We start from the raw sequence: 22,080 nt of genomic DNA, 5'->3' as shown, positions 1-22,080 counted from the left end.
TCCTCCAAACTCATTTCGCGTTTGCGAGCGCTGCGAGCACCTGCTCGACCGGCGCGCGGTCCGTTTGTGATGCGCCCATATGCAGGAAGCGGATGATGCCGCTGGTGTCGATGACGAACGACGAAGGACGCGCGATGTGGATGGCGTCGAACCCGAGGCGGTGGTAGACGCCGTACTCCTTGGTGACTTTGCGGTCTTCGTCGAGCAGGAACGGGAAGCTGACAGGATGCTCGAGCAGGAACTTCTCCGGCTTGAAGAGGCCGCCGCGCTTCTCGGCGGCGACGTAGAGAAGCGACCCTGCCTGGGTGATCCGGTCCTGGAAGGGCTCGAACTGAGCCATGCGCTTGACGCAGTTGGGTCACCAGGTGCCTCGCAGGAATTCGACGAGGACGGGGCCTTTGCGGAGGGTGTTGTTGAGGCAGACGACGTCGTCGCTATTGGCGGCTCCGAGACAGAAGTTCGGTGCCGCATCGCCAACCTTGAGGGTGCTGGTGAGCTCCATCTGGTGAGACGATAAAACACCCAAGAAACACGGACAATAACCGAAGAAACAGGGGAATCTGCCTAGACAACAGTTTCCCGGCTCCAGCAGCGAGTGGCGGCGCGATGCTGGTTCGCGCGCACGCACGCTCCTCCACGGAACACGTTCCAGCAGTTTCTCGGTCCGGGATGGGAGGGTCTCGTTTATTCTGGCGAAGCGGAGATCCTGACCATGGACGAGGCCGATGCGGAGAACGTTCAAGCTGTGGCGCACGCGGCTGTTCTTCCTGCTGGCCGTGGTCGGTCCCGGGTTCATCACCGCCAACGTCGATAACGACGCGGGCGGGATCTACACCTACTCGTTCGCCGGCGCGCGCTTCGGCTACAGCCTGCTGTGGACCGTCATCCCCATGACGGTGGCGCTGGTCGTGATCCAGGAGATGTCGGCGCGCATGGGCGCGGTCACAGGCAAGGGCCTCTCCGACCTGATCCGCGAAGAGTTCGGCTTCCGCATCACCTTCTTCATGATGGCGGCGCTGGTGGTCACGAACTTCGCCAACGTGGTGGCGGAGTTTGCGGGCGTGGCGAGCAGCATGGAACTGTTCCATGTCTCCAAGTACTGGAGCGTGCCCATCGCCGCCGCGGTGGTGTGGCTGATCGTCGTCAAGGGCGACTACAAGACCGTGGAAAAAGTCTTCCTGGTCGCGTCGCTGTTCTACATCGCGTACATCGTGGCGGGCGTGCTCGCGGGGCCGAACTGGATCGAGGCGGCGAAGGCGACGGTGCGGCCGCCGACCACGGCGCTGAAAAATTCCGAGTACGTGTACTTCATCGTCGGCATCGTGGGCGCGACCATCGCGCCCTGGATGCAGTTCTACCTGCAGGCGTCGGTGGTCGAGAAGGGGACGACGGTGCGGCAGTATCGCGCGGTGTGGGCGGACGTGCTGGTGGGCTCGATCTTTGCGCCCATCGTGGCGTGGTTCATCATGGTGGCGTGTGCGGCGACGCTATTCACGCACGGGCAGTTCCATATCGCGGCGGCGGCGGACGCGGCGCAGGCCCTGCGGCCCCTGGCGGGTGACTGGGCGTACCTGCTGTTCGCGGCCGGTCTGTTCAACGCGTCGCTGTTCGCGGCCTCGATCCTGCCGCTCTCCACGGCGTACACGGTGTGCGAGGGCCTGGGGCTGGAGTCGGGCATCGACAAGAAGTTCCGCGAGGCGCCCGCCTTCTACTGGCTGTACACCTTCCTGATCGTGGCGGGCGCCGGCGTGATCCTCATCCCCGACTTCCCGCTGCTGAAGATCACGGTGCTCTCGCAGGTGCTGAACGGGATCCTGCTGCCGTTCGTGCTGATCTTCATGCTGCGGCTGGTGAACAAGGAATACCTGATGGGGAAGCACGTGAATTCGCGCTTCTACAACGTGATCGCGCTGGCGACGATCGTGATCATGATCGTGCTGTCGGGCGTGCTGCTGTTCATGGGTTTCGAGGCTTAAAGCAGCTTACCGGCGGCGAGGTCGTTGACGAGCGACACGTCGGCCTCGAGGAAGTCATAGCCGGGGAGCTCCGCGGGTACGACCCAGCGTACGTCCTTGAAGATGCGGTTCTCCACCTCGCCGACGAAATCCGTCACCAAGAAGAAGCGCAACTCGACGGCGCCGCCATTGCGGTAGGTGTGCTTGATGCGGACCAGCTCGTCGCCGACGGTGGCGTCGATGCCGAGCTCCTCGTCGAGCTCGCGGCGCAGCGCGTCGATGGGCTGCTCGCCCTGCTCGATCTTGCCGCCCGGGAACTCCCACTTGAGCGGCATGGGCTGGTGCCGGGTGCGCTGGCAGATCAGCAGCTTGCCCTGCTGCAGGATGAGCGCGGCGGCCACTTGCTTCATGCGGTGGTCTGCTCGAGGTAGCGGCCGACGAGGGCAGCGCAGTGTTCGCAGAGCTTGCGGTCCTCCTCGCGGAAGGCGGCGGGCGTGTGGCTGTCGATATCGAGCTCGCCGACGATCTTGCCGCGCACCCGGATGGGAACCACGATCTCCGACTTGGTCTCGAGAGAACAAGCGAGGTAGCGCGGGTCCGAGTGGACGTCGTCGACCACGATGGTCGAGCCGGTGGAGACTGCGGCGCCGCAGATCCCCTGGTTCAGCGGGATGCGGGTGTGGGGCGTGGGAGCGCCGACGTAGGGGCCGAGGACCAGCATGTCTTCCTGGCCCGGCAGCTTGCCGGTCTCGACCAGGTAGAAGCCGACCCAGTCATAGTGCGGCAGGCGTTCCTGGAGGCGGCCGACGATCAGCGTCATCAGGTCTTCGGCGGAAGCGGCGGCAGCCGCGAGCTGGTCGAGTTCGCGAACGAGATCTTTAATCGCGGCAGGCATCATCGGTCATTTAACCACAGCCTCGGCGGCGGACTGGATGCGGCGCAGGCCGCACGCGGGCATCGGGAAGAGTCCGGGGTGGATGGCGGCGGCGAGCGCGTGCAGGCCGGCGACCAGGGTGGAGGCAGGCGTGTTCAGCAGCTCGTCAGAGATGCAGTAGACGCGGTGCTCGCGGGCAGCGAGGAGGTCCTGCCAGCCGCGTTCGCGGATGATCTTGTCCAGTGGGACGCGGTCGCCGGCGCCGCACCAGGCCGCGATGATGACCGCGGGCTGCAAGGCGGCGACGCCGAGGGCGTCGGTATGGGAGCCGGCGAGGCCGAGGAACTCGCCGCCGGCCGCTTCGACCAGTTCCGCGACCCAGGGCTGCGAGTGGATGAGCGGCTTGCCCCACTCCTCGCAATACACGCGCGGGCGCGGCAGACCGGCGGTGCGGACGCCGACGGCGGTGATGTCGGCCTGCATGCGGGCGATGACTGCGGCGCCGCGTTCTGCGGCGTGCATGATGCCGGCGAGCGCGGCGATATCGCCGTAGATGTCGCTGAGCGTGCGTGGAGCGAAGCCGAGGAAGCGCGCGCCGGACTTCAGGATCTCGGCGACGGCTTCGGCCTGGTATGGAACAGAAGCGAGGACGAGGTCGGGCCGGGCAGCGAGGATCTCGGCGGAGCTTGCGGTCCAGGAGTCGGCGACCACGGCGCGGCCACTGCGGACTTCGGGCACAACGTCGGCGCAGTACTTGGTGCAGGCCACGAGGCGGTCGAGCAGGCCGAGATCGGCGAGCGTGACCGTCGCGCTGGGCTGGAGCGAGACGACGCGGCGCGGGCTGTAGTCCGCCGGCATAGAGGTTAGGATAACAAGCCTGGTGCAAGCGACGATGTACTCAGCCAAGCTGATCGAGCACTTTGAGCGTCCGCGGAACGTGGGCGAGGTCGCCGAGCCGACCGCAGCGGCGCGGGTGGAAAACCCGGCCTGCGGCGACGTGATGACCTTGGCGGCGCGGGTGGAAGGTGGGCGGCTCGTCGACGTGAAGTTTCGTGTGAAGGGATGCGTGGCGGCGATCGGGTGCGGTTCGGCGATGACGGAGCTGGTCAGCGGGCGAACGCTGGCGGAGGCGCGCGCCGTGAAGCGCGAGGAGATCGTGGCGGCGGTGGGCGGACTGCCGCCGGCGAGCGAGCATGCCAGCCACCTGGCGTGGGATGCGTTGCAGGACGTGCTGAAGCAGGTGAAGTGAGATCCGCGCGCTCGAGGGCGAGCGCGCTAGCTCTTCGCTAAGACGCTGAAAGGCCCGGTCGCCGTGGCGACCGGGCCTTTCGTTTCTGGTTCGAAGGGAGAGAGTCTTCTTACCAGATCTTCAATGTTACTTTATCCAGCCACGCGGAGTAATCCGTCATGGTGCTGTTGCCGTCGAGCTGGAAGGCGACGTTGAGCTCCCGCACCGATTTTGGGCGCGGACGGTGTTTCTGGTCGACGTAAGACTTCTTGCCGTCGAGCGTGACGGAGAGGAAGTGCATGCGGCCGTCGGACGTCCGCTGGAACTCCCACACCAGGTGGTGCCACGCGTAGGCGGTCGGAACGGTGCAGGGGATGCCGGTGTTGATCCACTTGTCGTAGTTGTCAAAGACGCGCCAGGTCTTCGTCCCCTTGAGATTGCATTCCGTGCCGAAGATGTACATGCTGCCGTTGAGCGTCTGGTTCACGTCGAACTCGAGTGCCTGCGAGGCGCTGGGGTTCTTGAGGTAGAAGTAAAGGTCGTAGGTGAACTTGGTGGCGGAGTCGCGCGGACCAAGCTGTTTCCACCACAGGGCGGCGGAGTACTTGGTGTCGCCGCCCAGCCAGAACTGGGCGGATCTGCCGTCCATGGAAGGGCTGGCGACGTTCTGAGTCATGGTGTGGGGAGCGGACGGTCCGGTGCCCCCGGGCCCGGCGCAGGAGTCGCAGCTCGACCAGCCGGTCATCTCTTCAACGTTACTGAAAGTGGCGAGAGTGCTCGTGCTCGGGTTGGCGAGCGCGGTTCCAATACTAAAGTTCAGAGTCGCCTTGCCGATGCCGCTGGAATCGTAGGCCTGGACGGTGAGCTTGTGCCCCCCGGTCGCCAGGCTAAGCGTCGTGCTCAGGCTCTTGCCTTTGACCTCGTACTTCTTGGCGCCGTCAACATAGATCTGCATGAGCGTGACGGTGAGCGAGGAACTCGCGCTCGCGGTGACTTGGATGGGAGATCCGATGGTGGTTCCGGCGGTCGGGGAGCTGATCGTGACAGTCGGGACCGCTGAGGCAACGCCGCCAAGCAGCAGCGCGCAGAGGACGAGCATGACTTTCCGGGGAACCTGAAACATCCTTGCCTCCACAGGACGAGTGGCTATGCTGTTTTGTTACCGAGGAAAGTACGTCCGTAGCGAGGCAAGTCCAATCAGTAGAAAGCTGTAGGGGGTTTGAGGTTCTTTACTTAGCCACTTTTGCGGCGGGTTAAGACTGTGGAATTCCGCAGACGCGGGATGCTACGAACGGGTTAAGGTGCTCGGCAGCGAGGCAGGATGGAAGACGGGCCAGCGTCGTTCGCGGGCGATGGTCTCAAGGTCGGGATTGGGGTTGATGGCGAAGGCACGCGCGGCGAGCTCGAGCATCGCGACGTCGTGCACGGAGTTGCCAAAGGCGGCGTCGATGGGCCCGCGCAGGTGTTCGCGCAGCACGGTGGCTTTGTCGGGGCCGGTGGGGACGCGGAGAAGCCGATCGGTGGCGACGCCGTCCTCTTCGGCGACGGTGGCGGCGAAGACGTGGCCGGCGGAGAAACCGAAGGGCGCGGCCTCGGTCTCGATGAGCCACTGGTTGGAGGACGAGACGGCCCAGAGCTCGCAGCCCTGGTCGCGGAGCGCGCGTGTGAGCGCGAGCATCTCGGGGAAGATGACGGGCTCGACCTTTTGACGGAAGTAAGTCTGCGCGGCTTCGCGGACGTCCACCACGCGCAGGCCGCGGCAGATCTGCACCATCTCGCCGCACATCGTCTTCTCGTCGACCTTGCCGGCCTTGTAATCGTCGTAGCGCGGCAGCGCCCAGTCCGCGGTCTGCTGGTCGACCAGGCCTCGCTCGATGATCCAGTAGAAGAACTCCATGCCGCTGTCGGCGTCCCACAGGGTGCTGTCGCAGTCGAAGGCCGCGACGCGCGGGCGCAGCGCCAGGACGGAATCGACAAACTGCTGGGATGGCGGAGGGATCATCGGCCGGAGAGGTTCTGGTACTCCTCGGGCGTATCGACGTTCTGGATGACGTGGGCGTCGGCGACGTGAACGTAGACGATGCGCTGCTGGTGGGTGTGCTCCACGTCGCGAGCGGTCGACTGCGCGGGCGCGCGCAGGAAGTGCTCGATGAGCTCGCGCCCGACGATGATGGGGTGGCCGTGGCGCCCATCGTGCTCGGGGACGACGGCCCATTGGTCGTCGGAAATCACGCGCAGGAACTCCTGCTTGAGGTGCGCGACAGTGCGGGTGTTCGCCGGCGGGCGGTCGACCAGCGCCACGATGGCGGTGTCGCGCCCCTGATTGAGGACCGCTTGCAGCCCGACCTGCAGCGAGCTGAATTGTCCGTGCTCCGGGTGATGGTTCTCGGTGAGCCTGGCGGCGTAGGTGTTCACGATGGGCGCGAGCGCGTTCGCGTTCTTGCCCGCCACCACGATGATCAGCTCGACGTGCGGTTTCAGCATCTCGATGGCGCCGGAGAGGAAGCTGCCGCCCTGCCAGGAGAGCAGGGCCTTATCGGTACCCATGCGCGAGGATCCTCCCGCCGCGAGGATGACGCCTGCGAAGCTGGGCGAGCGGGCCATCAGACCCTCTCCGCCGCTTCGTCTTCGTAGTACTTCATGCGCGGGGCGGAGGGCTCGGCGTGGCGGCGGACCGCGATCATCTCGGCGACGATGGCGACGGCGATCTCCTCGGGCGTGATGGCGCCGATGGCGAGTCCGACCGGCGCGGCGACACGGTGGAGCTTCTCGCGCTCGATCCCTTCCTTTTCCAGTTCCTTGTAGATGGCGATGACCTTGCGCCGGGAGCCGATCATGCCCAGGTAGCGGGCGTTCTGCTGGACCGCCCAGCGCAGGATGCGCATGTCGTCGCGATGGCCGCGGGTGACGATGACGATGTAGGAGTTTTCGCCGGGGGCGAGCTGCGCGGTGACGTGGTCGAAGTCGTCGGCGTAGACGTCGCGGGCTTCCGGGAAGCGCTCGCGGCTGGCATAGGACTCGCGGTCGTCGGCCACGGTGACGTCGAAGCCGGCGAGGCGCGCCACCTTATATAGGGAGTGCGCGACGTGGCCGGCGCCGAACAGATACAAGTGCGGCGCGGGCGCGACCGGCTCGACGAAGACCTCGAGCGTCCCGCCGCACACCAGGCCGGTGTCGTACTTGGGATCGTTGTTGAGGTCGAACTTGAGGCTGCGCGGCTTCTCGGAGGCCATCACTTCCTTGGCCGCCTGCCAGACCTCGGCCTCCACGCAGCCGCCGCCGATAGTGCCGACGATGGAGCCGTCGTCGCGCACCAGCATCTTGGCCGTCTCGAACGACGGGATGGAGCCGCGCACGTTGACGATAGTCGCGAGCGCGCCCCGCCGGCCCTCCCGGCGCAGACGAACGATCTCTTCGTAGACGTCCACGAGCCCCATTCTACCGCCGACGCCGCAGAGCCCGCAGCGCTGGGCGGCCGTGGTAGTCTCGGGAGTTTCCCGGGAGGGTGGCGATGAAGGCGGTGCGCTTCCATGAGTTCGGCGGGCCGGACGTCCTGAAGTACGAGGACGTGCCGGAGCCGAAGATCCGCAAAGACCAGGTCCTGATCAGGGTGAAGGCGTGCGCGCTGAACCACCTCGACCTGTGGATCCGGAAAGGGCTGCCGGGCCCGAAGCTGCCGCACATCAACGGGTCGGACGTGGCCGGGGACGTGGCCGAGGTGGGCGAATACCTCACCGACCTGAAAGCGGGCGAGCGCGTGCTGCTGGCGCCGATGACCTTCTGCGGGAACTGCCAGGCGTGTCTCTCCGGCCAGCAGAACTTCTGCCGGCAGTTCTCGGTGCTGGGTTACCTGAACGACGGCGGCAACTGCGAGTACATCGCAGCGCCGCGCGTGAGCGTGATTCCCATCCCGAAAGAGCTGACGTACGACGAAGCCGCCAGCGTGCCGCTGGTGTTCCTGACGGCTTGGCACATGCTGGTCGGCCGGGCGAAGATCCAGCCGGGGCAGTACATCCTGGTGCTGGGCGCGGGCTCCGGGATCGGCTCGGCCGCCATCCAGATCGGCAAGCTGTTCCACTGCAAGGTCATCACGACGGCGGGCGATGAGTCGAAGATGGAGCAGGGTCGCGACCTCGGCGCCGACTACACCATCCACCATTACAAAGAGAAGATCTCGGACGAGGTGAAGAAGATCACCGCGAAGGCGGGCGTGGACGTGGTGTTCGAGCACGTCGGCAAGGCGACGTGGGAGGAGAGCCTCAAGTCGCTGAAGCCCGGCGGGACGCTGGTGACGTGCGGCGCGACCACCGGGCCGGACGTCGGACTCGAGCTCCGCTTCCTCTATTCCAAGCAGTTCAACCTGCTGGGGTCGTACATGGGGACGATGGGCGAGCTGCTCGAGGTGCTGAAGTTCGTCTTCCAGGGCGCCCTGAAGCCGGTGGTGGACAAGACGTACCCGCTGCGCGAAGCGCGCGCCGCGCATGAGCGCCTGGAAAAGCGGGAGCAGTTCGGGAAGGTGATCCTCAATCCTTGATGGAGGTTCCGCCATGGGACTGTTCGCAGATGGTTGGGGAGAACTGAAGCGGAAGTTCGAGCGGCGCAAGCTCCGGCAGCGGCTTGCGCTGCATGACCGAACGCTGGCCGACCTGTTCACCAGGCTGGGCGAGCAGGCGATTGCGGGCGGCGTGGACCTCTCCAGCCAGGCGGCGCTGCGGGACGAGATAGGGCAGCTCGACAGTCGAGCCGGCGAGCTGGCCGCGGAGCAGCGCAAGTCCGAGGCGGAGCGCGCCGCCTGGGAGCAGAAGCGGACGCAGGAGAACGCGCGCTTCGACCAACGCCGCGCCGAGGTAGAAGCGAAGAAGCAGCCGGTGGACAAAGAGCTAGCCGCCGCCCGCTCGAAGCAGGCGCAGCAGCAGAGCGAGGTGTCGGCGGCGGAATCGCGGGTGCGCGCGCTGGGCAGCGACCTGGAGCGTGCGCGCCAGCAGCTCTCCGCGCTGGCCGCGGGTAGCGCTCCGGACCGCCAGGCTCAGATGGCGGTCCTGGAAACAAAGCTAAAGGACCTGGCCGGTGCGCAACCGGCGGCGACCGAAGCGGTGACCAAGGCGACGTCGGCGGTTGCGCCGCTGACCGACGAGGTGAACCGCTGGTCGGCGCAATCGCAGCAACTGGCGAACGAGCTCGCCGGCATCGAAGCGGAGCGCAAGAAGTCGCTGGACGCCATCGCGGGCGAGCTGCGGCGGGTGGGCAAGGAGCTGGAGGTCATCGCGGCGAACACGCGCGCGACCGGAAGCCAGCGTTCCGCGCGCGCGGGTGAACTGGGGCGCGCTCTCTACGCCGCGAAGACGAGCGACCCGCACATCGCCGCGCCGGTCGAGGCCGTGCGCGCGGAAGAACAGGCGCGGGCGGCGACGCAGTCGGCCATCGACGCTTCCGAACAGACCACCCGCAAGCTGCCGCCCAACACCTTCCTGAAATTCGTGGCGGCGAGCCTGGTCATCCTGCTGCTGGTGGTGGCGATCCCGGCGGGAGGCTACGCGGGCTGGCGGTGGTGGCAGAACCGCGCCGAGATGATGGCGGGCGAGCGGGAGCCGGCGCCCATCAACCCGTATCTCGACCATGCACTGAAAGGGAATGCGGCGTACGTCATCGCAAACCAGCTGGCGGACGCCAAGACGCCGACAGACGCCGAGCGCGCGCTGCTCGACGCCTTTCGCAAGATCGGCCTAGGGGTGTACACGCCGGCCGGCCAGCGCGTGCAGGGCGGCGGCGAGCGGAGCGAGAAAGATTTCTTCCTGTACGACTTCCAGTTGCGGACGCTGGCGCGCGGGCAGCTCCATCCCAGCTTCCTTTCCTTCACCGACTTCTCCCGGATCGTAGAGATGGAGCTGGTGCCTGGGAGCGAACGTCCGGGAGTGTTGGAGGCCGTGCTCGCCGCTGCGATGGCACAGCGCTACCGCGAAGCCAAGGCCGAGCCGAACGCGCCGGGGAGCTACATCGTGTTGCTGCTCGACGGCCTGGCGCGGCGGCAACCCGTCCCGTATTCGCTCGACGAGATGAGCAGCGGCGAGCAGCAAGTTAGCCCGGTGCAATCCCTGCTGATCATGATGGAGTTCTTCATGCGTCCGCGGACGACGGCCCGGAGTTGGAACCTGACGCTCGTGCCCAACGCGTACGCCCAGGAGGGCGGCCCCTGCCAGTTCATCAGCGGCGACGCGCAGGATAACTTCGGCAAGGGGTCCGACGTGCTGGTCGGCCTGGCGGGCGCGATCCCGAGCGCCATCCAGCACATCGCCGAGACAATCGGCAAGGTGACCGGCGTGGTCGGGTTCGTCGGCGACATGCTCACGCTGTATGGCATCGACATCCACGTCCAGCCGGAGCCGTACGTCATCCACCTGCTGCACGGGGGAAACTTCGTGGCCGGCATCACTACCACCGTGACCTTCGACGCCGAGGTCGTGTCGGACAAGGTGCTGGAGTGCGGCTGGATGGCGGGAAAGAAGATGCCGGTGAAGGGTCCGCTGGCGGGAGTGCGGCTGTATTGGGATTTCGAGCCCGCGCTGACGCCGCACCTCGAGATGCACCACGAGATGATGTCGTTCCTGACCGGCACTGCCGGGAACCTGCAGACCAACACCGACAAGACCGGGAGCTCGACGTTCCTGATCCAGCCGAAGGACTGCCCGGACCGCGTGGGGAACATTCGCGGGCAGGACTACATGGCGATCGTGGCGGCGCGCGTGGTGACCGCTGAGATGCCGACGCCGGCCTTCTCCGTGGGGCCGGACTTGATCTTGAAGTTCGGGCCGGGAACGATCGAGTATTTCATGAGGGGCCGCAAGGGATACGCGCGCTTCCGCGCGGAGTGGCACAAGAAGCCGCCGGAACGCTCGCCATACGGGAACAAGTGAGCGATGAAGCGAGCGGTCCGAGTGGCGCTGGTGGCGGCCCTGGTCGTCGTGGCAGGGGTGACGTATGAGCTGCTGCGGCTGCCTTCCGCGGAGGAGTTGCGCGTCTCGGTCACGACACGCTATCCGGAGCAGGCTCGCAAGGGATGGCTGCCCCTGAGCGCGATCTCGCCGCGACTGAAGGAAGCGGTCATCGCATGGGAGGACCCCACCTTCTATGACCATAGCGGCTTCAGCTACCGAGCCACATGGCAAGCGGCCAAGGCAGACATGCGGGAAGGGAGCTTCGCCCGCGGCGGCAGTACCATCACGCAGCAGGTGGCCAAGAACCTGTTCCTGGCGCGGGAGAAGACTCTGCGGCGCAAGTTCGATGACGCCATCCTTGCGCACCGGCTCGAGAAGGTCCTCTCCAAGGATGAGATCCTGGAGGTCTACCTGAACACGGCCGAGTGGGGCGAGGGAATCTACGGCGCGGGGGCAGCGGCGGAACACTACTTCCACAAGCGCGCCGCCGACGTTGACTGGGCCGAGGCCGCGCTGCTGGCGGCGCTGCTGCAAAACCCGCGCGCGTACGCGCCGTGCGGCCCGAAAGCGGGCGCGACGCGGAGCCATCGCGACATGATCCTGCGCTTCCTCGAACAGGATGGCGTGCTCGACGCCGCGGAACGCCAGGCGTCCGAAAAGGTTGAACTGCCCTGCACGTAGAGCGCGGCGCATCGGGGGCCGGAGAGCTACCGCCGCTACACCTTGAGCGCAGCGCGGAAGCCGCGAGCGGCATAATACGAGTCGGCGCCGTTGTGGTAGACGAAGACGGTGTCGTAGCGGCGGTCGCAGAAGAGCGCGCCGCCGAGCTTTCGGATGCTGGCGGGTGTCTTGATCCAGCTCGACGTCTTGGTGTCGAACTTCCCGAGCCGCTGCAGGTCCCGGTACTGTCCTTCGCTCAGCAGCTCGACGCCCATGGCGGCGGCGAGATCGAGGGCATTGTTCTTCGGCTTGTGCTCTTTCCTTGCCTCGAGCGCCGCGCGGTCGTAGCAGAGGCTGCGGCGGTCCTTGGGACTCTCCGCGGAGCAGTCGAAGAAGACGTATTCGCCGGTCTCGTTGTCCAGGCCCACGACGTCGGGCTCGCCGCCGGTGCGCTCCATCTCGGCGAGCGACGATAGCTTTTCAGGATTCTTCTCCAGCCGGGCCTGGACCTTGGACCAGCCAAGGTCTTTGTGACGGCCCATGTTCTTCTCGAAGCGCGCCTTCAGGGCCTGGAGGAGGTTGTCGCGCTGCTTGGCGGAGAGCGGATGGGTGCTTTTCATCGGTCTCGATTCTATCGTTCCCGGTAGCCCTGCCGCGCGACGCCCTCGAGGCCGGGGCGCTACAACTTTCCAGGGTCAGCATCTAGAATAAGCACATGGCCAAGAGCACGGTACCGCCGGGCGAGATGGCGCAGCAGAGCGGGAACACCGCTTTCCTGAACACGGTGGGGAATCCCGTGGACAAGCGGCAACTGGTGCGCGCGACCTTCGGCGGCGACATGGACAGCGAATCCATCGTGCTGACGACGCTGGACAAGGCCGTCAACTGGGTGCGGAAGAACTCGCTCTGGCCGATGACCTTCGGCCTGGCGTGCTGCGCCATCGAGATGATGGCCATGGGCGCGTCGCGCTTCGACATCGCGCGCTTCGGCGCCGAGGTCTTCCGGCCGTCGCCGCGGCAGGCCGACCTGATGATCATTGCGGGGCGCGTCTCGCAGAAGATGGCGCCGGTCATCAAGCAGCTCTACGAGCAGATGCCCGAGCCCAAGTGGGTGATCTCGATGGGCGCGTGCGCCACCTCGGGCGGCGTCTTCCAGAACTACGCCCTGGTGCAGGGCGTGAACCAGGTCATCCCCATCGACGTGTACGTGCCCGGGTGCCCCCCGCGTCCCGAGCAGCTCATCTATGCCATCACGCTGCTGCAGGAGAAGATCGCGCACGAGCGCGGCAGCTTCAAGAAAGCGCTGAACCTGGAGTAAGTCCACAGTACACAGTCCACGGTCCACAGCGGCCGGCGGGCACCTTAGGGCTTGAGGCAGCAGAACAGCTGCTGGCGGCATCCCATCTAGCCGTACGCGGCCCCTTCGTCTACCTATCATGCGAAATCTACGGCGGTTGGCCTTCTTCCTCACGTCCGTGCTGGTGGTCGCCTCGGCGGCGCAGCTGCGCCAGGTGGCGATCATCGATATCCCCGGGCGCCCCGGGTTCGATACGCTGGCGTGGGCCGACGGCAAGCTGGTCATCGCACACCGCGGGGCCGACAAGGTCGATATCTTCGACCCCGCCAAGCGGCGCATCATCGCGCAGGTCACCGACATCGCCGAGCCGCGCGGCCTGGCGGTCGACGCGCAGGCCGGCAAGGTCTACGTGGCGAGCGCCGGTTCGAACGCGCTTGCCGTCATCGACGTGAAGACCTGGAAGCTGGAGAACAAGGTGGCGCTCGACACTTCGCCCAACGCGCTGCTGCTCGTGCCCGGCGGGAAGCTGTACGTGAGCAACTGGCGGGCGAACTCGGTTTCGGTGGTCGACCCTGCCCAGGGCGGTGCGGGCACGAAGATCGACGTGGGCGGGATCCCGGAGGAGCTGGCGTGGGACCCGGGCAGCAGATCGGTCTTCGTGAGCGTGCAGGACCAGGCGACGGTGGCGGCCATCGGGCCGGACAACCAGGTGACGAAGCGCTTCAAGCTGCGGGCATCGCAGCCGACGGGCTTGGCGATCGACGTTCAGCAGCGGCGGCTGTTCGTGGCCGTGCGCTTCGCCGTGCTGGTCCTCAACGCCGATAACGGGGAGGAGATCGCTCGCATCCCGGCGGCCGGCGGCACGGACACGTTGTGGTTCGACGAGAGCAACCGGACGCTCTACGCGGCCGACAGCGGCGGGTCGGTCAACATGATCGCCACCGACAACAACCGCTTCATCAGCGAGCACGAGCTGAAGACGCAGGTGCGCGGACACACGCTGGCCTTCGATCCGCAGAAGAAGATGGTGTACATGCCCGGCGGGCGCGAGGGACGTTCGAAGCTCGTCATCCTGAAGCGCGTGGAGAGCAATGCGACTGCGCCGGCGAACGCGAAGGCGGCTCCGTCCACGCAGGGCGCGGCGGTGCAGCCGGGCGCCACGGTCGCAGATAAGAGATAGTCAAAAGAGGGTTCGATACAATGGCGGCTCACATGAGCCGCCTTTCCATTTCCGACGCCGAATTCCGCGCGCTCGCCGCGCGCGCGAGCGAGATGGCGGCCGAGTATCTCGCCGGCATCGACCGGATGCCGGCGTTTCCCAAGACTTCAGGAAGGATGACCGAAGAGCTGTTCGGGCAGGCGCTGCCGGAGCAGGGCATGGGAGCGGAGGCACTCGACGCGCTGCCCAAGGTGGCGGAGCAGGCGCGTCCGGAGAACGGGCGGTTCTTCGGGTACGTGCTGGGGTCGGGCGAGCCGGTGGCGGCGCTGGGCGATTTCTTCGCCAGCGTGCTGAACCAGAACGTGACAGCATGGCGGTCGGGGCCGGCGGCGGTGACGATCGAGCGCGCCGTGGTGCGCGGGCTGGCCGAGGCGGTCGGATGCAAGGGGTTCACGGGCTCACTGTGCGGCGGAGGCTCCGCGGCGAACCTGATGGGGCTGGCGATGGCGCGCGAGGCGAAGTTGCCGGCAAACGCGCAAGGCGCGCGGCCGGGCGTGGTGTACGCCTCGCAGGAAGTGCACATGTCGATCCCGAAGGCGCTCGCGCTGCTGGGGCTCGGGCACGCGAACCTGCGGCTGGTCGAGGTGGATGAGAACTTTCAGATGAAGCCGGGAGCGCTGCGCGCGGCCGTCGCGGCGGACTGGAGTGCGGGGAAGCAGCCGATGGCCGTCGTGGCGACTGCGGGCACGGTCAACACCGGCGCCATCGATCCGCTGCGCGAGATCTCCGCCACCGCGCGCGAGCACGGGTTATGGATGCACGTGGACGGCGCGTACGGCGCGCTGGCCGCGATGGCGGCGCCGGAGAAGTTTTCCGGATTGCATGAAGCCGACTCGCTTTCGCTCGACGCGCACAAGTGGCTCTACCAGCCGGTGGACTGCGGCTGCCTGCTGTTCCGCGACGCGGCGGCGGCCCAGCGCGCCTTCTCGCACACCGGCGATTACGCCAAGTCGCTGACGGCCGACCCGCTCGAAGGCTTCGTGTTCTTCGAGGAGTCGGTGGAGCTATCGCGGCGCTTCCGCGCGCTCAAGCTGTGGCTCTCGCTGCGCTACCACGGGCTGGCGGCGTTCCGGGAGTCGATCCGCGAGGACTTGGGACTGGCGCAGCGGCTGGCGGAGAGGATTCGGAAAGAGCCGCAGCTCGAGCTGCTGGCGCCTGTGCCGCTGAGCGCCGTGTGCTTCCGCGTGCGCGCGCTCGACGACGCCGGCAACGCGCGCGTGTTGAAGAGGATCATCGAGCGCGGCCGGGTGTACCTTTCGAATGCGACCATCCGCGGGCGGTTTGCGCTGCGGGCGTGCATCGTGAACCATCGCACCAACGACGCGGACGTGGACGCGGTGGTGGAAGAGGCTCTGGCGGCAGCCAGGCAAGCCTGATGGCCGACAAGGGAACGATCGTCGCGCACGCGTGCTGCCGGGTCGACCTGGCAGGCGGCACTCTGGACATCTGGCCGCTGTACCTGTTTCATCCCGGCGCGATCACGGTGAACTTCGGGGTGAACATCCTGACGCGCTGCCGGATCGCGCCGCTCCCGGGAAAGCGCATCCATCTCAGATCGATCGACACCAAGCGGGAAGAAGTCTTCGCGGACCTTGCGGCGCTCTGTCGCGCGAAGAAATACAAGCATCCGCTGGCGGCGTACCTGGTTCGGTTCTTCGCGCCGCAGGGCGGCATGGAGATCGAGACCAACTCGGAGTCCCCGGCCGGCGCGGGCATCTCGGGGTCGTCGGCGCTGATGGTGGCCACGACGGCGGCGCTGGCGGCGTGGACGGGACGACATCTCGACCGCGAGCAGATCCGGGTGACCGCCCAAAACGTGGAGGCACAGCTCATCAAGGTCCCGACCGGCTGCCAGGATTACTACCCGGCGCTCTACGGCGGCGTGAACGCCATCCACCTGGAGCCGGACGGCGCGCACCGCGAGGCCATCCCGGTGCCGGCGGAGGAGATCGAGGCGCGCTTCGTGCTGGCATACACCGGCGCGCCGCGGCAGAGCGGGATCAACAACTGGGAGGTCTTCCAGGCGCACATCAACGGCGACCGGCGCGTGCTCAAGAACTTCGACCAGATCGCCGAGATCGCGCGCGGCATGCACCAGGCGCTGGCGCGTGGCGCGTGGCGGGAGGTGGGCGCGTTACTGCGCGCGGAGTGGAAGCTGCGCAAGACCAACGCTCCGCGCATCTCGACGCCGCTGATCGACAAGTTGATCGCGGCGGCGTTGGCGAGCGGCGCAAGCGCAGCCAAGGTGTGCGGCGCCGGCGGTGGCGGATGCGTGGTCTTTCTGGCGCCGCCGGAGAAGCGTCACCGAGTGGCCGAAGCCGTGCAGCGCGCGGGCGCGCGCATCCTGCCGTTCCGCGTGGCGCGCGACGGCGTGACGGTGGTCGGAGCGCGTGGCTGAATCTCAATGAAGAAGATATTCATCGCGCGAGACGGTCGGGTGCGCGCCACGTGGCGCTTCCTCATGGGTGTGCTGGCGGTGGTCGGCGCCGAGCTGCTGAGCGGCGCGACGGCCGGGTTCATCGCCGGGCGCGACGCGCCGGCGGTCTACGTCTTCCTGCAGCAGCCGATGTCGCTGGCTCTGATGATCGCGGGCTTCGGTCTCCTGCTCACCGTGGCTGACAAAGTGGATGAGGGGAAACTCGCCGCGCAGGGCTTCCCGACCCACGGTGCGTGGTTCCGCCAGGTAGTAGATGGGACGTTGCTGGGCGCGGGTATGGTGACGGCCTGCGTGCTGGCCATCCGCGTCGGCGGCGACGTGCAGTTCACGATGCGGCCTTCGGTGCGTGGATTCGTCGCGGTCGGGCTGCTCGCACTCCTGATCGCGGTGGCGGCGATGAAGGAAGAGGTCGCCTTCCGCGGGTATCCCTTCCAGCGGCTGGTGGAGGCAGGCGGGCCGCGCTGGGGGCCGTGGCTCGGGATATTCGTGCTGTCGGTGCTGTTCGGGCTGGTGCACTGGAACAACCCGAGTCGCACGGTGGCGTCGACGGCGAACACGGTGGTGATCGGCGCGCTCTTGGCGCTGGCCTATCTGCGGACAGGCGCGCTCTGGCTGCCGTTCGGGATCCACTTCGGGTGGAACTTCATGCTGGGAGTCGTTTTCGGGCTGCCGGTCAGCGGGATCACGGAGTTCGCGGTGCTGGTGCAGGGGCGCGCCCAGGGACCGGTCTGGTTGACCGGTGGTGGCTACGGCATCGAAGGCAGCGCGGTGGCGACGGTGGTGATCCTGCTCGGGATCGTGCCCATCGTCCGGCTGTACCGGCGGCCGGCCGCGGGGCTGGAGGTCATCCCGGGATATGGCGGGCTGGCGCGAAATCCTGCGCGTGGCACGCACGCCGGGCCAGATGGCGGCATCCAATTCTAGGAGAGCGCCTGCTGTTCGCCGGTCTGGGCTTGCAAAAGGGTGGTCAAAGGCGAATGATGGGCGTCACAGGAATCCCCGGCCATGAGACCCGCCCCGCGCCTTTTCCTCGCGCTTTGCGCACTGCTCGCCATTCCTCTGCTCGCCGACCAGACACCCGCTAAGCCCAGCCGATCGCCCGCGTCCTCCAAACAGCCGATCTCGATCGAGACGCGCATGACGCTGGTGCGCACGCTGAATGCCGAGTTCGTTTTCGCCCGCAAGCCGTTCCCAATGGGCGACAAAGGCCTGACCATCCGCAACGGAGAAGTGAGCCCGAGCGACGCCACGCTGGTCGGGCTGGTTGCCAACAACGGCGCGACCGCGCGCACCGGCGAGAAGGCGCAGATCACGAACATCGACTTCAAGGACAACAAGATCATCTTCGAGATCAACGGCGGCCCGAAGAAGAAGCAGAAGTGGTACCAGCGCATCCGGATCGCGTCGAGCGGCGGCGAGACGGCGATCGCGCCGCAAGCCAACACCGACGCCAAGGGCTCCATGGTCACGGTCGTGTTCGACAAGTACGTTCCGGATCTGACCGTGGACGAAGTGAAGCAGCTGCTCGCGCCGGTGCTCACGTTCGGGGCGGGGAAGTCGGCGACCGACGTCTACATGGACAGCCTGCCGCCCAAAGTTCGCGAAGCCATCAAGAACCACGAGCCGCTGGTGGGGATGAAGAAGGAGATGGTCATCGAGACCAAGGGCCGCCCCACCCAGAAGATCCGCGAGCGCGACGGCGACATCGAGTACGAGGAGTGGCTCTACGGCATGCCTCCGGCCGACGTCTACTTCGTGCGCTTCGTGGGCGACGAGTGCACGCAGATCAAGGTGATGAAGGGCGATGGGACCAAGATCGTCCGCACCGAACGCGAGATGCCGGCGGATCCGACCGCGGTGGCGCAGGGCCCGCTGGCCCCGGCGCCGGCCGCGCCCACCCGTCCGTCCCTGCGGCGTCCGGGGGAAGACCCGGCGCAGAACCAGGACACCATCCGTCCGCCATCGCCGGTAGGCGTGACGCCGACCGACCCGAACAACACGCCGCTGCCGACACCCGGCGATCCCGGGCCGAACGCGCCGCAGCCGCCGCCCATCCCGCGGTAGTCCGCTAGCCTGTTCGCAAGCCGCCGCCGTACACTGGTGCTGTGAAGATCGCGCTCGGGCAGATCGACACCACGGTCGGTGATTTCTCCGGGAACGCGCAGAAGATCATCGACTGCGCGCGCCGCGCCACGCAGGCGGGCGCCGGGCTCATCCTCTTTCCCGAGCTGTCCGTCTGCGGCTATCCGCCGCGCGACCTGCTGGAAAAGCCCGCCTTTCTCAAGAAGAACCAGGAAAGCATGGAGCAGATCGCCGCGGCGACGCGCGGGATCGCCGTCATCGTGGGCGCGGTCACGCCGGCTCGGCAGGAGACCGGCAAGTCGGTCATGAACTCGGCGGTGCTGCTGCGCGACGGCAAGATCGACTTCGTGCAATCCAAGATGCTGCTGCCCACCTACGACGTGTTCGACGAGTCGCGGCACTTCGCGCCGGCCGAGAAGCAGGAGCTGCTTCCGTTCTGCGGCAACCAGATGGCCCTCACCATCTGCGAAGACGCGTGGAACGACAAGCACTTCTGGCACCACCGGTTGTACCGCGTGGACCCGGTGGAGCAGCTGGTCAAGGCCGGCGGCAACTTCGTGCTCAACATCTCCGCCTCGCCGTGGCACTTCGGCAAGCGGACGACGCGGCGCAAGATGCTCGCCGCCATCGCGACCGAGTACAAGCTGCCCGTCGTGCTGGTGAACTCGGTCGGCGGAAACGACAGCTTGGTGTTCGACGGATCGTCGGTGGTGATCGCGCCCGACGGCCGCGTGGTGGCAGAGGCGAAATCATTCGAAGAGGACCTGGTGTATTTCGATTCGGCCACCCTTCAGGGCGAAGTGCACGTGCAGGTGCAGGGTCCCGAAGCGAGTTCCTATGCGGCGCTGGTGCTGGGCACGCGCGACTACGTGCGGAAGTGCGGCTTCCAGAAGGTGCTGGTGGGGCTGAGCGGCGGCATCGATTCGGCGCTGACGGCCGCCATCGCGGTGGACGCCCTCGGCGGCGAGAACGTCATGGGCGTCGGCATGCCGACGAAGTTCTCTTCGCCGGGAAGCATCGACGACTCGAAGGCGTTGGCCAAGAACCTGGGCATGAGTTTCGAGCTGATCCCGGTGCAGGAGATCTACGAGGACTACCTGAAGGCGCTCAAGCCGGCGTTCGCGGGCTGCAAGGAGGACGTGACGGAGGAGAACATTCAGTCGCGCATCCGCGGCGCGGTGCTGATGGCGCTCTCCAACAAGCGCGGCGCGCTGGTGCTTTCCACGGGGAACAAGTCAGAGCTCGGCGTCGGCTACTGCACGCTCTACGGCGACATGGTCGGCGGGCTGGCGGTGATCTCCGACGTCCCGAAGACGCTCGTGTACCGGCTGTCGCGCTGGGTGAACCGCGAGCGCGAGCGCATCCCGCGGTCGACCATCGAGAAGCCGCCGTCGGCGGAGCTGCGGCCGAACCAGCTCGACACCGACACGCTGCCGCCCTACGAGGTGCTCGACGCCATCCTCGAGGACTACGTGGAGGACTACAAGACGGCCGAGGAGATCGCGCAGGGCCGCGGGTTCGAGGTCGCGCTGGTGCGCGGCGTGATCAGGATGATCGAGCGGTCGGAGTACAAGCGCCAGCAGGCCGCGCCGGGCTTGAAGATCACGGAAAAGGCGTTCGGGATGGGCCGCCGCTTCCCGATCGCGCAGAAGACGGAAGTCTGACCCGGACGCGATGACGAACGCCGCCGGGAAAATCCTCGCCTACCTATTTATAGTAGTCAGCCTGATGCCGCGTCCCGACGCAGCCGCGCAACAGCTCACGCCGCCGCAGGAAGTGGCGCGCGTGGCGGGCGCGCGCGACTTCCACGCGATGGTCGAGTGGCTGCGCGCCCACCAGCGCGAGATCGCCGACCGGCAGCTCGAGCTCACCGCCATCCCCGCGCCGCCCTTCGGCGAGCAGCAGCGCTCCAGGTGGCTGGCCGAACAGTTCAAGCACGTCGGCCTGAAAGACGTTCACGTGGACGAACTGGGGAACGTCTTCGGCTTTCGCCCCGGCACGGACCGCGGCGCGAAGTACCTGGCGGTCAGCGCGCACATCGACACCGTGTTCGCCGCCGGGACGAAGCTCGAGGTCCGGCGCGAGGGCACCAAGCTCTACGGGCCGGGCATCAGCGATAACGCCGCCGGCGTCTCGGCGCTGCTGGCGGTGGCGCAGGCGCTGAAAGAAACGGGCGCGAAGCTCGAGATGCCGGTCGTGTTCATCGGGAACGTGGGCGAAGAGGGCGAGGGCGACCTGCGCGGGATGCGGCACATCTTCAGCGGGCCGTGGAAGGAGAAGATCGCGTACACGCTGGTGCTCGACGGCGCGGCCACCGATACCATCATCGCGCAAGCGCTCGGCAGCCGGCGCTTCGAGGTCACGGTACGCGGCGCGGGCGGGCACTCGTGGAGCGACTTCGGCGTGCCCAATCCCATCGTGGCGCTCTCGCGCGCGGTCGCGAAGCTGGCGGGGGTGCCGGTACCGAGCGATCCCAAGACGACCTTCAACGTCGGCGCGATCTCCGGCGGCACGAGCGTGAACTCCATCCCCGAGTCGGCGACGATGCGCGTGGACATCCGGTCGGCGGCGACCGCGGAGATCGACCGCCTGGAGAACGCGCTGCGCCAGGCCGTGAGCGACGCCGTGCAGGAGACGCGGCCCGGTGCGCCGGGACAGCAGCCGCTGAAGTTCGACATCAAGCCCATCGGGAGCCGGCCGGCGGCGGAACTGAAGCCGGACTCGCGGATGCTACAAGTCGTGAAGGCAGTGGACGCGCAGCTCGGGAACAGCTCGCGGATGCAGCGGGCGTCCACCGATGCGAACGTCCCGATGTCCATGGGACTGGAGGCGTTGACCATCGGCGCCGGCGGCCAGGGCGGCGGCGCACACACGCTGCACGAGTGGTATGACCCGACGAACCGCGACCTGGGCTTCAAGCGGATCGTCCTCACGATGATGACGTTGGCTGGAGGAGCAGAGTGAAAGCCCTTACCGCGGATGAACGCGGATTAACGCGGACAATTCTTTGTCTTGGGTTGTTAGTGGCGATGTGCGCTGCGCAGGAGAAACCGACGGCGGACGTGATCTTCGTCAATGGCCAGATCTACATCGGCATGACAGTTGACGAGTTGATGAGAGCGCAGTCCGGTGAAACCAAGAGAAAAGTCACATTCAACGGCGTCGAATGCATTTGGTGTGTGGAACCTCACATTCGCCTGGCTGTAGCTGACGACAGGAAACCGAACATGGCGATCCTGCAGGCCATAGCGGTCAAGGACGGACACGTCATGGCCGTTGGGTTTGACGATGGCATCAAGAAGGTCAAGGGGAAGAACACTCAGGTTGTGAATTTGCGCGGCAAGTTCGCCATGCCCGGCTTCAACGACGCCCACACGCACCTCGGCGGCGCGGGGA

Annotated in this window: 22 protein-coding genes and 1 pseudogene; 14 read left to right on the top strand and 9 right to left on the bottom strand. The window is 66.7% G+C overall.

Annotated elements, in window-relative coordinates; translation table 11 throughout:
- Positions 1-10: 10 nt before the first annotated feature.
- A pseudogene (locus VLA96_00795) lies at positions 11-346 on the bottom strand (redoxin domain-containing protein).
- A gap of 379 nt (positions 347-725) precedes the next feature.
- Between VLA96_00795 and VLA96_00790 the strand changes: the two are divergent.
- Positions 726-1,976, top strand: a complete 1,251-nt coding sequence (locus VLA96_00790) for an Nramp family divalent metal transporter (GenBank protein HSE47724.1) — start codon at positions 726-728, stop codon at positions 1,974-1,976.
- On the opposite strand, the gene VLA96_00785 is transcribed toward VLA96_00790, so the two are convergent.
- From VLA96_00785 to VLA96_00775, 3 genes are read right to left on the bottom strand one after another with little or no spacing between them, the layout of a single operon-like run.
- Positions 1,973-2,365, bottom strand: a complete 393-nt coding sequence (locus tag VLA96_00785; protein ID HSE47723.1) for a (deoxy)nucleoside triphosphate pyrophosphohydrolase — start codon at positions 2,363-2,365, stop codon at positions 1,973-1,975. The genes VLA96_00790 and VLA96_00785 overlap by 4 nt on opposite strands.
- Complete coding sequence (locus VLA96_00780; GenBank protein HSE47722.1) at positions 2,362-2,850, bottom strand: GAF domain-containing protein; 489 nt, start codon at positions 2,848-2,850, stop codon at positions 2,362-2,364. Before VLA96_00780 ends, VLA96_00785 begins: the two co-directional genes overlap by 4 nt.
- 6 nt (positions 2,851-2,856) lie before the next feature.
- The gene (locus tag VLA96_00775; GenBank protein ID HSE47721.1) at positions 2,857-3,687 is read right to left on the bottom strand and encodes an ABC transporter substrate-binding protein; all 831 of its coding nucleotides are present in this window, start codon (positions 3,685-3,687) and stop codon (positions 2,857-2,859) included.
- Between the two features lie 22 nt (positions 3,688-3,709).
- On the opposite strand from VLA96_00775, the gene VLA96_00770 reads away from it, so the two are divergent.
- Positions 3,710-4,078, top strand: a complete 369-nt coding sequence (locus VLA96_00770) for an iron-sulfur cluster assembly scaffold protein (GenBank protein HSE47720.1) — start codon at positions 3,710-3,712, stop codon at positions 4,076-4,078.
- A gap of 109 nt (positions 4,079-4,187) precedes the next feature.
- On the opposite strand, the gene VLA96_00765 is transcribed toward VLA96_00770, so the two are convergent.
- The 4 genes from VLA96_00765 to VLA96_00750 form a co-directional block, all read right to left on the bottom strand.
- The gene (locus VLA96_00765; GenBank protein ID HSE47719.1) at positions 4,188-5,156 is read right to left on the bottom strand and encodes an Ig-like domain-containing protein; all 969 of its coding nucleotides are present in this window, start codon (positions 5,154-5,156) and stop codon (positions 4,188-4,190) included.
- Between the two features lie 186 nt (positions 5,157-5,342).
- Positions 5,343-6,059 carry a haloacid dehalogenase-like hydrolase gene (locus VLA96_00760; GenBank protein HSE47718.1) on the bottom strand — a complete coding sequence of 239 codons (717 nt, stop codon included), beginning with the start codon at positions 6,057-6,059 and terminating at the stop codon, positions 5,343-5,345.
- A complete protein-coding gene (locus tag VLA96_00755) occupies positions 6,056-6,661 on the bottom strand; it encodes a nucleotidyltransferase family protein (GenBank protein HSE47717.1) in 606 nt (201 codons plus the stop codon). Before VLA96_00755 ends, VLA96_00760 begins: the two co-directional genes overlap by 4 nt.
- Entirely contained in the window at positions 6,661-7,485 is an 825-nt protein-coding gene (locus tag VLA96_00750) for an XdhC/CoxI family protein (GenBank protein HSE47716.1), read from the bottom strand. Before VLA96_00750 ends, VLA96_00755 begins: the two co-directional genes overlap by 1 nt.
- Before the next feature lie 83 nt (positions 7,486-7,568).
- Here VLA96_00750 and VLA96_00745 point away from each other — a divergent pair, with 83 nt between their 5' ends.
- Genes VLA96_00745 through VLA96_00735 form a run of 3 tightly spaced genes read left to right on the top strand, consistent with a single transcriptional unit; the run spans position 7,569 to position 11,670 of the window.
- Positions 7,569-8,591 carry a zinc-binding dehydrogenase gene (locus tag VLA96_00745; GenBank protein HSE47715.1) on the top strand — a complete coding sequence of 341 codons (1,023 nt, stop codon included), beginning with the start codon at positions 7,569-7,571 and terminating at the stop codon, positions 8,589-8,591.
- Positions 8,592-8,604: 13 nt separating this feature from the next.
- Complete coding sequence (locus VLA96_00740; protein ID HSE47714.1) at positions 8,605-10,968, top strand: hypothetical protein; 2,364 nt, start codon at positions 8,605-8,607, stop codon at positions 10,966-10,968.
- Positions 10,969-10,971: 3 nt separating this feature from the next.
- The gene (locus tag VLA96_00735; GenBank protein HSE47713.1) at positions 10,972-11,670 is read left to right on the top strand and encodes a biosynthetic peptidoglycan transglycosylase; all 699 of its coding nucleotides are present in this window, start codon (positions 10,972-10,974) and stop codon (positions 11,668-11,670) included.
- A 35-nt stretch (positions 11,671-11,705) separates the two neighbouring features.
- Here the strand turns inward: VLA96_00735 and VLA96_00730 are convergent, their stop codons facing one another.
- Positions 11,706-12,269, bottom strand: coding sequence for a DUF4256 domain-containing protein (locus tag VLA96_00730; protein HSE47712.1), 564 nt, complete (start codon positions 12,267-12,269; stop codon positions 11,706-11,708).
- Positions 12,270-12,364: 95 nt separating this feature from the next.
- On the opposite strand from VLA96_00730, the gene VLA96_00725 reads away from it, so the two are divergent.
- From VLA96_00725 to VLA96_00685, 9 genes are all read left to right on the top strand, one after another.
- Positions 12,365-12,967, top strand: coding sequence for an NADH-quinone oxidoreductase subunit B family protein (locus tag VLA96_00725; protein ID HSE47711.1), 603 nt, complete (start codon positions 12,365-12,367; stop codon positions 12,965-12,967).
- A 118-nt stretch (positions 12,968-13,085) separates the two neighbouring features.
- Positions 13,086-14,126, top strand: coding sequence for a YncE family protein (locus tag VLA96_00720; GenBank protein ID HSE47710.1), 1,041 nt, complete (start codon positions 13,086-13,088; stop codon positions 14,124-14,126).
- Positions 14,127-14,158: 32 nt separating this feature from the next.
- Complete coding sequence (locus VLA96_00715) at positions 14,159-15,541, top strand: aminotransferase class V-fold PLP-dependent enzyme (protein HSE47709.1); 1,383 nt, start codon at positions 14,159-14,161, stop codon at positions 15,539-15,541.
- Positions 15,541-16,563 (top strand): hypothetical protein, encoded by a 1,023-nt coding sequence (locus tag VLA96_00710; GenBank protein ID HSE47708.1) that lies wholly within the window; start codon positions 15,541-15,543, stop codon positions 16,561-16,563. The genes VLA96_00715 and VLA96_00710 overlap by 1 nt, the downstream gene beginning before the upstream one ends.
- Positions 16,564-16,569: 6 nt before the next feature.
- Positions 16,570-17,526, top strand: coding sequence for a CPBP family intramembrane glutamic endopeptidase (locus tag VLA96_00705; GenBank protein ID HSE47707.1), 957 nt, complete (start codon positions 16,570-16,572; stop codon positions 17,524-17,526).
- 81 nt (positions 17,527-17,607) lie between these two features.
- Complete coding sequence (locus VLA96_00700; protein HSE47706.1) at positions 17,608-18,666, top strand: hypothetical protein; 1,059 nt, start codon at positions 17,608-17,610, stop codon at positions 18,664-18,666.
- Positions 18,667-18,707: 41 nt separating this feature from the next.
- Positions 18,708-20,348 carry an NAD+ synthase gene (locus tag VLA96_00695; protein ID HSE47705.1) on the top strand — a complete coding sequence of 547 codons (1,641 nt, stop codon included), beginning with the start codon at positions 18,708-18,710 and terminating at the stop codon, positions 20,346-20,348.
- A 64-nt stretch (positions 20,349-20,412) separates the two neighbouring features.
- Positions 20,413-21,648: a M20/M25/M40 family metallo-hydrolase gene (locus VLA96_00690; protein ID HSE47704.1), complete on the top strand. Its 1,236-nt coding sequence runs from the start codon at positions 20,413-20,415 to the stop codon at positions 21,646-21,648.
- Positions 21,645-22,080, top strand: a 436-nt coding sequence (locus VLA96_00685) for a hypothetical protein (GenBank protein HSE47703.1), incomplete at its 3' end; no start/stop codon positions are given. The genes VLA96_00690 and VLA96_00685, both read left to right, overlap by 4 nt.

The organism is Terriglobales bacterium (genome assembly GCA_035457425.1).
In the GTDB taxonomy this organism is placed as follows: Bacteria; Acidobacteriota; Terriglobia; order Terriglobales; family Acidobacteriaceae; genus JACPNR01.
Note: the sequence above shows the minus strand (reverse complement) of the source record. Positions and strands in the feature narration are given on the sequence as shown.